Source organism: Burkholderia stagnalis (genome assembly GCF_039848545.1).
GTDB lineage: Bacteria > Pseudomonadota > Gammaproteobacteria > Burkholderiales > Burkholderiaceae > Burkholderia > Burkholderia stagnalis.
The window spans coordinates 3,377,218-3,390,541 of sequence record NZ_CP156685.1; the positions used below are offsets into that span (position 1 = coordinate 3,377,218).

The window sequence follows — 13,324 nt, forward strand, 5'->3', positions numbered from 1 at the left end:
TGTGCCGCAGGTTCACGATGCGCCCTCGCAACGGCCGGCGACGACGCGTGCCCGGCCGCCTGCGGCGATCCGCACGCAGCGCGACGCGCGCGCCGCGTCGGCCTCGGGCGCCCCGCGGGCCGGGCGCAGCTCGAATCGCCGGATCCCGCCGATCGCCTGGCCGGCCGGCGGTGCAAATGCCAGATCGTGCGCCACGCCCGCGACAGCCACGCCAGGGTCGCGCGGATACCGCCGCAACACGCGCGCCTGTTCGTCGAAATGTCCGCTCACGATCCAGCCGCATGACCATTCCGCATCATCGCAGCGCTGCCCGGATTGCAGGCAGGCGCCATCGCTCCCGGCTCGGCACAGCGTGACGCGCACACCGAGACGCGCCGCTTCGGCCCGCGCGAACGACAGCGCGCCGAGCAACGCACGCGAGCGGGCGTCGACCCGTTCGCGCATCTGCCACTGGTCGAATGCAGGCGCCGCGTAGAGGCCGAGTCCGGCCATCACCGCAACCACCACCATCAACTCGACGAGCGAGAATCCGCACGCCCGCCACCCTGCTCCACCGCGCCGCATCGCCACCCTCCGCCAACGTCATGCGACGACTGTAGCGGCGCGCACGCACGCGCACCATCTGCCGAACGGCCAGCTGGCGGCGCGCGAACGCCCCGGCCACAATCGGCGCAGGACGAGCAACCTGGAGGGAACGGAATGAAACAGCGCAGCGCGTCAGCGCTTACGCGTCGGCTTGGCGGCCGGAGAGGCGCGACGGAATTCTTCGATCACGTCGGCAAATTCGGAGACGTCTTCGAACCGGCGATATACCGATGCGAAACGCACGTAGGCAATCGTATCGAGGCCGCGCAACTCGTTCATCACGAGCTCGCCGAGCTTCTCGCTACGCACTTCGCGCTCGCCTGTCGCGAGCAGCTGATATTCGATGCGGGCGACCGCCGCGTCGATCGCGTCAGCCGCAACCGGCCGCTTGCGCAGCGCGAGTTGCATGCTGGCGACGATCTTGCGACGGTCGAACTCCGTGCGGCTGCCGTCCTTCTTCACGACGGCCGGCAATGCCAGCTCGACCCGCTCGTACGTCGTGAAACGCTTGTCGCAGGCCGAGCAGCGACGACGCCGGCGAATCGCGGCGCCATCTTCGGACACGCGAGAATCCACCACCTGCGTGTCGTCGCTCCGGCAGAACGGGCAGCGCATGAGCGATCAGCGATAGACCGGGAAACGCTTGGTCAGCTCGGCCACTTGCGTGCGCACGCGCTCGATCGTCGCCGCGTCTTCCGGGCTCTCGAGCACGTCGGCGATCAGGTTGCCGACCAGCTCGGCTTCCGCCGGGCCGAAGCCGCGCGTCGTCATCGCCGGCGAGCCAAGGCGCACGCCGCTCGTCACGAACGGCTTTTCCGGATCGTTCGGGATCGCGTTCTTGTTGACCGTGATGTGCGCGGCGCCGAGCGCGGCTTCCGCTGCCTTGCCGGTGATGTTCTTCGCGCGCAGGTCGACCAGCATCACGTGGCTTTCGGTGCGGCCCGACACGATGCGCAGGCCGCGCTTCACGAGCGTTTCAGCCAGCACGCGTGCGTTCTCGACCACCTTCTGCTGGTATGCCTTGAATTCCGGCGACAGCGCTTCCTTGAAAGCGACGGCCTTCGCGGCGATCACGTGCATCAGCGGGCCACCCTGGATGCCCGGGAAGATCGCCGAGTTGATCTGCTTCTCGTACTCGGCCTTCATCAGGATCACGCCGCCGCGCGGGCCGCGCAGGCTCTTGTGCGTCGTGGTCGTGACGAAGTCGGCGTGCGGCACCGGGTTCGGGTAGACGCCCGCGGCGATCAGGCCAGCGTAGTGCGCCATGTCGACCATCAGGTACGCGCCGACCGACTTCGCGATCTTCGCGAGACGCTCGAAATCGATCTTCAGCGCGAATGCCGACGCGCCCGCGACGATCAGCTTCGGCTTGTGCTCCTGCGCGAGCTTCTCGGCGGCGTCATAGTCGATGTCTTCGTTTTCGTTCAGGCCGTAGCTGACGACGTTGAACCACTTGCCCGACATGTTCACCGGCGAGCCGTGCGTCAGGTGGCCGCCGTGCGCGAGGCTCATGCCCATGATCGTGTCGCCCGGCTTGAGCATCGCGAAGAACACGCCCTGGTTCGCCTGCGAACCCGAGTTCGGCTGGACGTTCGCGGCTTCCGCGCCGAACAGCGCCTTCACGCGATCGATCGCGAGCTGCTCGACGACGTCGACATACTCGCAACCGCCGTAATAGCGCTTGCCCGGATACCCTTCGGCGTACTTGTTCGTGAGTTGCGAGCCCTGCGCAGCCATCACGGCCGGGCTCGTGTAGTTTTCCGACGCGATCAGCTCGATGTGATCTTCCTGGCGGCGGTTTTCCTGTTCGATCGCGGCAAAGACTTCGGGATCGACGTTCGCAATGGTGCTTTGGGCTCTGTCAAACATACGGTTTCCGTTAAGTGTGTACAGGTTGACCGGGGTGGCCGAGTACATTGCGCTGCTGGAGGCACCAGCTCGACATGGCGGAAGAATCCGTATGACGCGAGACAGGACAGCCACCGGCGATGCACGCGACGGCGCACAACGGCTGCCCAGGCGAACGGCAAAAAACGATGCCCTGCGCTTCACGGTGGGACGCTCCACCTTGAACCCGAGGGTTCTATCGCCAGTCACGCAGGGGTGATGAACGCACTAGTTTATTGGATGCGTCATGAATAGGCAACCGCGCGGGCGCCGCCCGGACAATTGGGGACAGGCCCATCACGCCCGCAGCGTATACCTTCCGCCGCCTTGCCGCGGTGCGGCAATCACAGTACGCTTGCAGGTTCCTCATCCGCTTCTTTACCGACCAGGAGCAGCAATGATCGTGTTCGTCACAGGCGCGTCCGCCGGCTTCGGCGCCGCCATCGCCCGTGCCTTCGTCAAGGGTGGCCACCGCGTCGTCGCGACCGCGCGCCGCAAGGATCGCCTCGACGCGCTCGCCACCGAGCTCGGCGACGCGCTGCTGCCGCTCGAGCTCGACGTGCGCAACCGCGCCGCCGTCGAGGCCGTCGAGGCCACGCTTCCCGCCGAATTCGCGGCGCTCGACGTGCTCGTCAACAACGCGGGCCTCGCGCTCGGCGTCGAGCCGGCGCAGAAAGCCAGCCTCGACGAGTGGCAGACGATGATCGACACGAACTGCTCGGGGCTCGTGACGGTCACGCATGCGCTGCTGCCCGGCATGATCGCGCGCGGCCGCGGCCACATCTTCAACCTCGGGTCGGTCGCCGGCATGTACCCGTATCCGGGCGGCAACGTCTACGGCGCGACCAAGGCATTCGTCAGACAATTCAGCCTGAACCTGCGCGCCGACCTGATCGGCACGCCGCTGCGCGTCACCGACATCGAGCCGGGCCTCTGCGGCGGCACCGAGTTCTCGAACGTCCGCTACCGCGGCGACGACACGAAGGCAGCGAACGTGTATGCGAACGTCCAGCCGCTCACGGCCGAGGACATCGCCGACACGATCTACTGGATCGCGACCCGCCCCGCGCACGTGAACATCAACACGATCGAGATGATGCCGGTCGCCCAGGCGCCCGCCGGCCTGACGATCCACCGCGGCTGATCGACCTGCGGGCCCGGCCGCGGGCCGGCCCGCATCCCACAACATTCCGTTACGAATCGGTACCGAACCGGGTACCCCGGTTCCGGTAGAATGCGCGCCATGACCCAGCCTACCCGCCCCCCGGAAGCGCCTTCCGGCTTCGCCTGGCCGGTTCGCGTTTATTACGAGGATACGGACGCAGGCGGCATCGTCTTCTATGCCAACTACCTGAAATTCTTCGAGCGCGCGCGCACGGAGTGGCTGCGCGCCTGCGGCATCGACCAGCGTCGGCTTGCCGACGAAACGGGCGCGATCTTCATCGTCCGCAGCACCGCGCTCGACTATCGCGCGCCGGCGCGGCTCGACGACACGCTGGCGATCACGAGCCGGCCCGGGCGGATCGGCCGCGCGTCGGTGGAATTCATGCAGGAAGCGTGGCGCGGCGAAACGCTGCTCGTCTCGGGGCACATCCGCATCGGTTGCGTCGACCGCGACGGCATCCGGCCGGCGCCGATCCCGCCGGGCGTGCTCGACGCGCTGCAACGCGGGCCCGTCACCGAAGCCGGGCAGACTGTAGTGTCAACGGGGCCGGCATGAGCCCCGTTTAGACAAAGCCCATGAACTCGCCTTCCTGAATCGATACTAAGCAAGGTTCGGCGTCAGGGGCGGCAGCGGCAATCCGGCGCGCCGCGCGCTGCCGGCGCCGGGCGCTCCTGGCCGTGCACCTCTCGCCGGGCTCCCGGCCAAGCACTGCTGGCCAGGCACCCCCGAAGGGACGTTACTCAAACCTCTATGAATACTTCTCAAGACCTGTCGATCATTTCCCTCGTCCTCAATGCGAGCGTCCTGGCCCAGGCGGTGATGGGGCTGCTGCTGTTGCTGTCGCTGATGTCGTGGACCTTCATCTTCCGCAAGTGGTTCGCGATCCGCCGCGCGCGCGCGCAGACCGAACGCTTCGAGCGGGATTTCTGGTCGGGCGGCGACCTGCAGGCCTTGTACCAGAGCGCGGCGAACAACCGCCATACGATCGGCGCGCTCGAGCGGATCTTCGAATCGGGGATGCGCGAGTTCCTGAAGGCGAAGGAAAAGCGCATCAGCGATCCGGGCCTCGTCCTCGACGGTGCGCGGCGCGCAATGCGCGCATCGTTCCAGCGCGAGATGGACGTGCTCGAAGCGAACCTCGCGTTCCTCGCGTCGGTCGGCTCGGTCAGCCCGTACATCGGCCTGTTCGGCACGGTCTGGGGCATCATGAACTCGTTCCGCGGCCTCGCGAACGTCCAGCAGGCCACGCTCGCGAACGTCGCGCCGGGCATCGCCGAGGCGCTCGTCGCAACCGCGATCGGCCTGTTCGCCGCGATTCCGGCAGTCGTCGCGTACAACCGCTACGCGCACGACATCGACCGCCTCGCGATCCGCTTCGAGACCTTCATCGAAGAGTTCTCGAACATCCTGCAGCGTCAGGCCCAGTAAGGAGCACGCCATGGCAGGAACGCCCATCCGATCCAGCATGCGCGGCGGCCGCTCGCGCCGCGCGATGGCCGACATCAACGTCGTGCCGTACATCGACGTGATGCTCGTGCTGCTCGTGATCTTCATGGTCACCGCGCCGCTCGTCGCCCCGTCGATCATCAACCTGCCGACCGTCGGCAATGCCGCGCCGCAGGAGCAGACGCCGCCCGTCGTCGTCAACATCAAGGCCGACCGCACGATGAGCGTCAAGTACAAGAGCGCCTCGGGCGCGACGCAGGAAGACACGATGACCAAGGCCGAGCTCGACAGCTTCATCGTGGCCCGCCAGGCGGATCATCCCGACCAGCCGGTCGTGATCGCAGCGGACAAGACCGTGCAGTACGATGCAGTCATGACCGTGATGTCGGACCTGAAGGCGCGCGGCGTCAAGCGCGTCGGCCTCCTCGTCAAATCGCAATGAAACGGCAATCCCCGCGCGGCAGCGCCTACCCGCCGATGCCGCCGCGCGAGCGCGGCACGTGGCGCGCGTTCGCGCTCGCCGCGTTGATGCACGTGCTGCTCGCGCTGTTCCTGTATCACGGCGTGCAGTGGCAGAACAGCACGCCGGCCGGCGCCGAGGCCGAACTGTGGACGGCGGTGCCGGACACCACGCCCCCGCAACCGGTCGCGCCGCCGCCCGCGAAGGTCGCGCCGCCCCCTCCCCCGGTGAGGAATGAGGAAGCGGACATCGCGCTGCAGCAGAAGAAGCGCCAGCAGGAAGCCGCCGCGCGTGAAGCGCTGCTCGAGCAGCAGCGCCGCGCGGCGCAACTGAAGGCACAGCAGGAAGAAGACACCCGGCGCGCGCAGCTCGCGGCCAGGCAGGCGGCCGCGCTCGCCGCGCAGAAAGCCGCCGAGCAGGAAAAGCAGAAGCAGGCCGACAAGCTCAAGCAGAAACAGCTCGCCGAGCAGCAGAAACTCGAACAGCAAAAGCTCGAGCAACAGAAGCAGGCGAAGCTCGAGAAGCTCGAAGCCCAGCAGGCGGCCAAGGCGAAAGCCGAAGCCGCGTCGAAGGCGAAGGCCGAAGCGGCCGCGAAGGCCAAGGCAGACTCCGCGGCGAAGGCGAAGCTCGACCAGGAACGCCGCACGCGCCTCGCGCAGATGCAGGGCCTCGCGGGCGGTGGCGAAGGCGGCGGCGAGGGCCTCGCGAAGAGCGGCACCGGCACGGGCTCCGGCGGCAATGCGGCGTCCCCGGGCTACCCCGACAAGGTGCGGCGCCGCGTGAAGCCGAACATCGTCTGGGGCGGCGAGCGCGCGGGCCTGACGACGGTCGTCGCGATCCGCTGCACGCCGTCGGGCGATGTATTGAGCGTATCGATCCGCCGTTCGAGCGGAAATTCGGGGTGGGATCAAGCCGTGGTCAGTGCGATCCAGGCGTCGGTCCCGTTGCCGCCCGATTCTAACGGCCGTACCCCGTCGGACATTACGATTACCTTCAAGGCGGCGGAGTGAGCGGAAATGCGCTTACACTCCGGACGTCGCTGTAAGACGGGAACGAATCGGGTATTTTTACTGTCTCTGCGGTTGCGCAGCGATACAAGTCATACGGGAAGCAAGAAGCATGAGTTTGATGACGAAGCTAGGTTTCAGGGCACTCGTGGCCTCGTGTCTGATTGCGGCGGGCAGCGCCGCTAACGCGCAGGTCGACGTGCTGATCACCGGCGTCGGTTCGACCCAGTTCCCCATCGCCACCGCGAACTTCGCGAACGAGGCGGGCCTGCCCCAGCAGGTCACGTCGATCGTCCGCGCCGACCTCGCCCGCAGCGGCAAGTTCACCAACGTCGACGCCGGCAGCACGCCGGTGCCGGAAACCGCGCAGGTCGACCTCGGCGCGTGGAAGGCCAAGGGCGCGAACGCGTTCGTCGCCGGCAGCGTGAACCGCGAGGCAAACGGCCAGTACAAGGTCAACTTCATCCTGTACGACACCGTGAAGCAGCAGAGCCTCGGCGGCCTGTCGCTGACCGCGAACGACGGCACGCTGCGCACGGCCGGCCACAAGATCGCCGACTACATCTACCAGAAGCTGCTCGGTACGCGCGGCGTGTTCGCGACGCGCCTGTCGTACGTGATCAAGTCCGGCAACCGCTACCAGCTGCAGATTTCCGATTCGGACGGCCAGAACGCGCGCATCGCGCTGTCGAGCACCGAGCCGATCATCTCGCCGTCGTGGTCGCCGAGCGGCACGAAGGTCGCGTACGTCTCGTTCGAGCGCAAGAAGCCGATCGTCTACATCCACGACCTGCCGACCGGCCGCCGCTACATCGTGTCCGACCAGAAGGGCAACAACAGCGCGCCGGCGTGGTCGCCGGACAGCCAGACGCTGTCGGTCGCGCTGTCGCTGACGGGCAACACGCAGATCTACTCGGTCAATGCGAACGGCGGCGGCCTGCGCCGGCTGACGCAGAGCAGCTCGATCGACACCGAGCCGTTCTACTCGCCTGACGGCCGCTGGATCTACTTCACGAGCGACCGCGGCGGCGCGCCGCAGATCTACCGGATGCCGGCCCAGGGCGAAAGCGCCGGCTCGGCCCAGCGCGTGACCTTCACCGGCAGCTACAACACGAGCCCGCGCGTGAGCCCGGACGGCAAGCTGCTCGCTTACATCTCCCGCACGGGCGGGGGCTTCAAGCTCTACGTTCAGGATCTGCAGACGGGCGCGGCGAACGCGATCACGAATACCAGCCATGACGAGTCGCCGAGCTTTGCGGCGAACGGCCAGTACGTGCTGTACGCCACGCAGTCGGGTGGCCGCAACGTGCTGGCTGCCGTCCCGTCCGACGGCAGCGCGCCGCCGCAGATTCTGTCCGTCCAGGGCGGCTCCGTACGCGAGCCGTCGTGGGGACCCTTCATGCAATGACCACAAGGAGAGTAACCATGATGTCAAAAAAGGCTCGTCTGGCCCTGGCCGTGATGATGATCGGCGCACTGGCAGCATGTAAGTCGGGCGTGAAGCTCGACGACAAGGCCAACGCCGGCGCGGTGAGCACGCAGCCGAACCCGGAAAACGTCGCGCAAGTGAACGTCGATCCGCTGAACGATCCGAACAGCCCGCTCGCGAAGCGCAGCATCTACTTCGACTTCGACAGCTATTCGGTGAAGGACGAGTACCAGCCGCTGATGCAGCAGCACGCTCAGTACCTGAAGAGCCATCCGCAGCGTCACGTGCTGATCCAGGGCAACACCGACGAGCGCGGCACGAGCGAGTACAACCTGGCGCTGGGCCAGAAGCGTGCCGAAGCCGTCCGTCGCGCGATGGCGCTGCTCGGCGTGGCCGACTCGCAAATGGAAGCCGTGAGCCTCGGCAAGGAAAAGCCGCAGGCAGCGGGTCACGACGAAGCTTCGTGGGCGCAGAACCGCCGCGCGGATCTCGTCTACCAACAGTAAGTAACGGAAGAATCGCCGTATGACGCACCGTCTATCCTGGCTGCGCGTGGCCGCAGCCTTCTGCGTCGCCGGCGCGGCGTGGTCGGCCGCGCCGGCGCACGCCGGCATGTTCGACGACAACGAAGCGCGCCGCGCCGTGCTCGACCTGCGCAGCAAGAGCGACAATCTTGCGAACCAGTTGTCGGCCGCGCAACGCACGATTCTCGATCAGACCGCCCGCCTCGACCAGCTGAACCAGCAGGTCGCGACGCTGCGCGGCGAGAACGAGGATCTGACGAACCGGCTCACGACGCTCGAACGCCAGCAGAAGGAGTACTACACCGATCTCGATACGCGGCTCAAGAAGTTCGAGCCGCAGCAGAAGACGGTCGACGGTGTCGAAGGCACCGTGCAGCCGGGCGAGACGGACGCGTTCAATACAGCGCAGCAGCAGTTCCGCGACGGCAACTTCAAGGCGGCCGCCGCATCGTTCCGCAGCTTCATCGCGAAGTATCCGCAGAGCCCTTACCAGCCGACCGCGCAGTACTGGCTCGGCAACGCGCAGTACGCACTGCGCGACTACAAGGGTTCGACGGCGACGTGGCAGGGCATCGTCGGCAAGTACCCGCAGCATCCGCGCGCAGCCGATGCGATGCTGGCGATCGGCACGAACCAGCTCGAGCAAGGCCAGAAGGCGGCGGCGAAGAAGACCTTCGAACAGGTCGTCTCGCAGTACAGCGGGTCGAGCGCGGCGCAGACGGCACAGGGCAAGCTGCAGACGATGAAATAATTTAGCTCCGGGTTGTTGACGAGCTCAAAACCCACCGCTATAATTTCGCCTCTTTGGGTCGTTAGCTCAGTTGGTAGAGCAGCGGACTTTTAATCCGTTGGTCGCGTGTTCGAGTCACGCACGGCCTACCAGATGGACGAAAAAGGGCTTAGCTTCGGCTAAGCCCTTTTTCTTTTGCGCCTCAATATCGGCGGCGCCTCGCCCAAACCACCGGCCTGCCCTGGAGCGGCCACGGCACCTAGGGCAAGTTGTCGCGCATCATCAATCAGCGCCGCAACCAAGTCGCCGAATTCTCGATCTGCTCGACTCCCTCGCCCGCATCCGGTCGGCTCACCGATTCTCACGTTCAGACGCGGTCGCGAACATAACTCCGACCGCCGCCCCCTGATCCATCCCGGAATCAACCCAAGCGAATCGGCCGACACCGTGCGCCGCACACCCTGCTGCGCCACGCTCACCCCGCGCCCCGCTCTTGCGCGACGCCAATCGTTCACTTTTAGAGAAACCCCATATCTGTATTTTTCATCCCGCACCCGCAATAAAATTCATATTATCTGCATGTTCTTTTACCTGCCGGCATCGCGCGTCAGCCGATGAGGATCAAGGAGAAGCCTACATGCTGGACGCCATCGTCATCACCGTCGGCATCGCGGCGGTCGCGGGTTCGTTGTTCTACAAATTCCTGTTGCTGCTGTACGAGGCCGACCAGCGCGCCGCCGCACGCCGACGGGAAAAAGTCCTGCGCGACGAATCCGACCCATTCTAAGAGCGGCACGCCGTCGCAGAACGGCGCCGGCAGGCACCCGCTACCCCAATCTGTCCTTCCCTTCCATTTCCGAGGAACAACCCATGCCACGCTCGCTTTCCACCCCGCTGTCCCAACGGCTCGGCATCGCCCTGCCGATCGTGCAAGGCCCGATGAACGGCGGCTCGACGCCCGAGATGGTCGTCGCGGTCTCCAACGCCGGCGGTCTCGGCTCGCTCGCCGCGGCCAGCCTCAGCCCGGAGGCGATCCGCGCGCAGGTCGCGACGATCCGCGCCGGCACGTCGAAGCCGTTCGCCATCAACCTGTTCGTACTCGACACGCCCACGCCGACCGACGACGAAATCAGCCGCGCGCTCGAGCGCCTGCAGCCGATTCGCGCCGAGCTCGGCCTCGAGCAGGGACAGCCGCTCGAACGGTATTGCGAGAACTTTCGCGAGCAGCTCGACGCGCTCGTCGAGCTGAAGGTGCCGGTCGCGAGCTTCACGTTCGGCCTGCTCGACGCGCCGTCCGTCCGGCGCCTGCACGACGCCGGCAGCCTCGTCATCGGCACGGCCACCAGCGTCGCCGAAGCCCGCGCGTGGGAAGCCAACGGCGCGGACATCATCTGCGCGCAGGGCGCGGAGGCAGGCGGGCATCGCGGCACCTTCCTCGGCGACCTCGACGCCAGCATGGTCGGCACGCTCGCGCTCGTGCCGCAGATCGTCGACGCCGTGTCGCTGCCGGTGATCGCCGCGGGCGGCATCATGGACGGCCGCGGCATCGCCGCCGCGCTGACGCTGGGCGCGCAGGCCGCGCAGCTCGGCACGGCCTTCCTGACGAGCGCCGAATCGCCGATCCACCCCGCGTGGAAGGCGCAGATCCGCCAGGCGGCCGACACGTCGACGCGCACGAGCCGCACGTTCACCGGGCGCCCGGCGCGCGGAATCGTCAACGACTACATCCGCCGCATGGCCGAGTTCGAGCAGCACGTGCCCGCGTATCCGGTTCAGAACGCGCTGACGGCCGAGATCCGCAAGGCCGCGGGCGCCGCGAACCGCACCGACTTCATTTCGATGTGGGCCGGACAGGCGGCAGGCCTGAGCCGCCGGCGCGACGACGGCATCCCGGCCGAGGCGCTGGTGCACGCGCTCGCCGAGGAAACGGCCGCGGCGTTCGGCTAACTCAACCTCGCAACGCAACGACGCACGGCCCCTTCACGGGGCCGTGCGTCCGTCTTGATCCGCTTCTCCCGTTACCGGAACACCACCGTCTTGTTGCCGTTCGGCAAAATTCGGCGCTCCGCGAACCACTTCACCGCCCGCGCCAGCACCACGCACTCCGCGTCCCCGCCGATCGCCGCGAGCGCCTCAGGCGACATCGCGTGATCGATGCGCGCGACGTCCTGCTCGATGATCGGCCCCTCGTCGAGATCTCGCGTCACGAAATGCGCGGTCGCGCCGATCAGCTTGACGCCGCGCGCGTGCGCCTGGCCGTACGGCTGCGCGCCCTTGAAGCTCGGCAGGAACGAGTGATGGATGTTGATGACGCGCCCCTTCAGCGCATCGCAGAACCCGGCCGACAGGATCTGCATGTAGCGCGCGAGCACCACCAGTTCGATGTCGTGCGCGGCGACGAGCGCGAGGATGCCCCGCTCCTGCGCGGCCCGCGCGTCGGCCGATGCATGCGGCGGCAGCGGAAAATGATGGAACGGCACGTTGTAGCCGTCGACGAGCCGCGCGAGATCGCGATGATTCGACACGACGCCGCACACCTCGACCGGCAGCGTGCCGCTCGCGTAGCGAAACAGCAGGTCGTTCAGGCAATGGCCGAGCTTCGACGCCATCAGCAGCACCCGGGGGCGCTGCCGCGCGACGAAGAGCTGCCACTGCAGGTCCGCCCCGTGGTCGAGCACGCCGATGCCCGCGCGCAGCGCCGCCTCGGTCGCGCCGCCTTCGTCCACCGCGAATACGATCCGCATGAACAGCCGTTGCGACGACGGATCGCTGTACTGCGCCGAATCCAGCACGTGGCCGCCCAGTTCCGCAAGCAGGCTCGATACGCGGTGAATCATGCCGCGCTGCGCGCGGCACGACGCGACCAGCACGTATTCGACACTCGCCTGCGCGAGCGTCGCCGCGGCCCCGTCGGGCGAGCGGGCTTCGCTTTGTGTCAACACGACGTCTCCTCCTCGTCAGATCGCGGCATGCGCTTTGCCGCTGCGCGCCGCCATGTTCAGGTGGTCCACCACGTCGCCGAGCCGGCGGATGCCCTCGGTAATGTCGGCGGCGCTCAGCGCGCAGAACGGCACGCGCAGGAATTGGTAGCCGGGATGCGCGTCGAAGAACGCGTTTCCCGACGACAGCACGAGCCCCGCCTCCGCGGCCGCCGTCTGCAGCGATCGCTCGTCGATGCGCGCGCCGAGCCGCAGCGACGCGAAAAACCCGCCTTCGGGCCTCACGAACAGCCGCCCGGGCAGGTAGCGCTCGATCGCCTGCACGCAGGTTTCGAGCCGCGGCCCATACAGGTGCCGCAGGCGGTCGAGCTGCGGCGCGAGCTGGCCGCTCTCGCACCACGCCGCCACGATGCCCTGCGCGAAGAAGCTCGGCGTGATGTAGTGCCGCTCGGCAACGCTCGCGACGCGCTTCACGACCTCGTCCGGCGCCACCAGGAACCCGGTCCTGACGCCCGGGCTGATCAGCTTCGTGAACGAGCTGAGATGCAGCGTCAGGTCCGGCGCCATGCTGTGCAGCGACGGCAGCGGCGTGCCGCGATAGCGGAGCAAGCCGTAAGGCCCGTCCTCGACGAGCAGGAACCGGTGCTCGCGCGCGCAGCGGATCACGGTGCGCCGCGCCTCGACGCTCATGCACGCGCCGGTCGGATTCTGGAAATCGGGAATCAGGTAGACGAGCTTGGGCCGGTGGCGCCGCAGCGCGCGCTCGAACGCGTCGACGCACATGCCGTCGTCGCCGACGTCGATGCCGACGATCGTGACGCCATGCTGCCGCAGGGTCGTGATCGCGCGGTCGTAGGTCGGGCGCTCGACGAACACGACGTCGCCCGGCTTCAGGTAGGCGTCGCAGATGAAATTGAACAGTTCGAGCGAGCCGTGGCCGATCAGCACGTTCGACATCTTGCTGTCGAACCACGACGCGATGAATTCGCGCAGCGGCGGATAGCCGAACGCCGGCCCGTACTGCAGCATCCGGCCGGCGTCGCGCTCGAGCGCGGCCGCCGCCATCGCGCGCAGCGAGTCGACCGGAAACGATTGCGGATCGGGAACGCCGCGCGACAAATCGATCGTTTTCATGGGAATCCTGTGGGCATG

At 67.2% G+C, this 13,324-nt stretch carries 15 protein-coding genes, 1 tRNA gene and 1 riboswitch; of the genes, 11 read left to right on the forward strand and 5 right to left on the reverse strand.

Annotated elements, in window-relative coordinates:
- Positions 1 to 12: 12 nt before the first annotated feature.
- The 3 genes from ABFO07_RS15685 to glyA all read right to left on the reverse strand — a co-directional run bounded on the left by ABFO07_RS15685 (position 13) and on the right by glyA (position 2,454).
- Positions 13 to 564 carry a GspH/FimT family pseudopilin gene (locus tag ABFO07_RS15685; RefSeq protein ID WP_059960818.1) on the reverse strand — a complete coding sequence of 184 codons (552 nt, stop codon included), beginning with the start codon at positions 562 to 564 and terminating at the stop codon, positions 13 to 15.
- A gap of 153 nt (positions 565 to 717) precedes the next feature.
- Positions 718 to 1,200, reverse strand: a complete 483-nt coding sequence (nrdR, locus tag ABFO07_RS15690; protein WP_017333303.1) for a transcriptional regulator NrdR — start codon at positions 1,198 to 1,200, stop codon at positions 718 to 720.
- Between the two features lie 6 nt (positions 1,201 to 1,206).
- Complete coding sequence (gene glyA / locus ABFO07_RS15695) at positions 1,207 to 2,454, reverse strand: serine hydroxymethyltransferase (protein ID WP_059802460.1); 1,248 nt, start codon at positions 2,452 to 2,454, stop codon at positions 1,207 to 1,209.
- Positions 2,455 to 2,591: 137 nt separating this feature from the next.
- A riboswitch (ZMP/ZTP riboswitch) is annotated at positions 2,592 to 2,692 on the reverse strand.
- A 177-nt stretch (positions 2,693 to 2,869) separates the two neighbouring features.
- Here glyA and ABFO07_RS15700 point away from each other — a divergent pair.
- From ABFO07_RS15700 to ABFO07_RS15750, 11 genes are all read left to right on the forward strand, one after another.
- Complete coding sequence (locus ABFO07_RS15700) at positions 2,870 to 3,616, forward strand: SDR family NAD(P)-dependent oxidoreductase (RefSeq protein ID WP_347467858.1); 747 nt, start codon at positions 2,870 to 2,872, stop codon at positions 3,614 to 3,616.
- 90 nt (positions 3,617 to 3,706) lie between these two features.
- On the forward strand, positions 3,707 to 4,192 hold the full coding sequence (gene ybgC / locus ABFO07_RS15705; protein ID WP_059802463.1) for a tol-pal system-associated acyl-CoA thioesterase: 486 nt from the start codon (positions 3,707 to 3,709) through the stop codon (positions 4,190 to 4,192).
- Positions 4,193 to 4,387: 195 nt separating this feature from the next.
- Positions 4,388 to 5,065: a protein TolQ gene (gene tolQ / locus ABFO07_RS15710; protein ID WP_010091489.1), complete on the forward strand. Its 678-nt coding sequence runs from the start codon at positions 4,388 to 4,390 to the stop codon at positions 5,063 to 5,065.
- 10 nt (positions 5,066 to 5,075) lie between these two features.
- Positions 5,076 to 5,525, forward strand: coding sequence for a protein TolR (gene tolR / locus ABFO07_RS15715; RefSeq protein WP_059565286.1), 450 nt, complete (start codon positions 5,076 to 5,078; stop codon positions 5,523 to 5,525).
- Complete coding sequence (gene tolA, locus ABFO07_RS15720) at positions 5,522 to 6,553, forward strand: cell envelope integrity protein TolA (protein WP_060351085.1); 1,032 nt, start codon at positions 5,522 to 5,524, stop codon at positions 6,551 to 6,553. The genes tolR and tolA overlap by 4 nt, the downstream gene beginning before the upstream one ends.
- Positions 6,554 to 6,662: 109 nt before the next feature.
- Positions 6,663 to 7,958 carry a Tol-Pal system beta propeller repeat protein TolB gene (tolB, locus tag ABFO07_RS15725; RefSeq protein WP_059565284.1) on the forward strand — a complete coding sequence of 432 codons (1,296 nt, stop codon included), beginning with the start codon at positions 6,663 to 6,665 and terminating at the stop codon, positions 7,956 to 7,958.
- 17 nt (positions 7,959 to 7,975) lie between these two features.
- On the forward strand, positions 7,976 to 8,485 hold the full coding sequence (gene pal / locus ABFO07_RS15730) for a peptidoglycan-associated lipoprotein Pal (RefSeq protein WP_059565283.1): 510 nt from the start codon (positions 7,976 to 7,978) through the stop codon (positions 8,483 to 8,485).
- Between the two features lie 19 nt (positions 8,486 to 8,504).
- Positions 8,505 to 9,254 carry a tol-pal system protein YbgF gene (ybgF, locus tag ABFO07_RS15735; RefSeq protein WP_059565282.1) on the forward strand — a complete coding sequence of 250 codons (750 nt, stop codon included), beginning with the start codon at positions 8,505 to 8,507 and terminating at the stop codon, positions 9,252 to 9,254.
- 55 nt (positions 9,255 to 9,309) lie between these two features.
- Positions 9,310 to 9,385: transfer RNA gene (locus ABFO07_RS15740), tRNA-Lys, on the forward strand.
- A 485-nt stretch (positions 9,386 to 9,870) separates the two neighbouring features.
- Positions 9,871 to 10,020 (forward strand): hypothetical protein, encoded by a 150-nt coding sequence (locus tag ABFO07_RS15745; protein ID WP_155628720.1) that lies wholly within the window; start codon positions 9,871 to 9,873, stop codon positions 10,018 to 10,020.
- Between the two features lie 83 nt (positions 10,021 to 10,103).
- Entirely contained in the window at positions 10,104 to 11,180 is a 1,077-nt protein-coding gene (locus ABFO07_RS15750) for an NAD(P)H-dependent flavin oxidoreductase (RefSeq protein ID WP_059909617.1), read from the forward strand.
- A gap of 71 nt (positions 11,181 to 11,251) precedes the next feature.
- Here the strand turns inward: ABFO07_RS15750 and purU are convergent, their stop codons facing one another.
- Both purU and ABFO07_RS15760 read right to left on the reverse strand, forming a co-directional pair.
- On the reverse strand, positions 11,252 to 12,175 hold the full coding sequence (gene purU, locus ABFO07_RS15755) for a formyltetrahydrofolate deformylase (RefSeq protein WP_081059591.1): 924 nt from the start codon (positions 12,173 to 12,175) through the stop codon (positions 11,252 to 11,254).
- Positions 12,176 to 12,190: 15 nt separating this feature from the next.
- Positions 12,191 to 13,306 carry a PLP-dependent aminotransferase family protein gene (locus ABFO07_RS15760; RefSeq protein WP_059802469.1) on the reverse strand — a complete coding sequence of 372 codons (1,116 nt, stop codon included), beginning with the start codon at positions 13,304 to 13,306 and terminating at the stop codon, positions 12,191 to 12,193.
- Between the last annotated feature and the right edge of the window lie 18 nt (positions 13,307 to 13,324).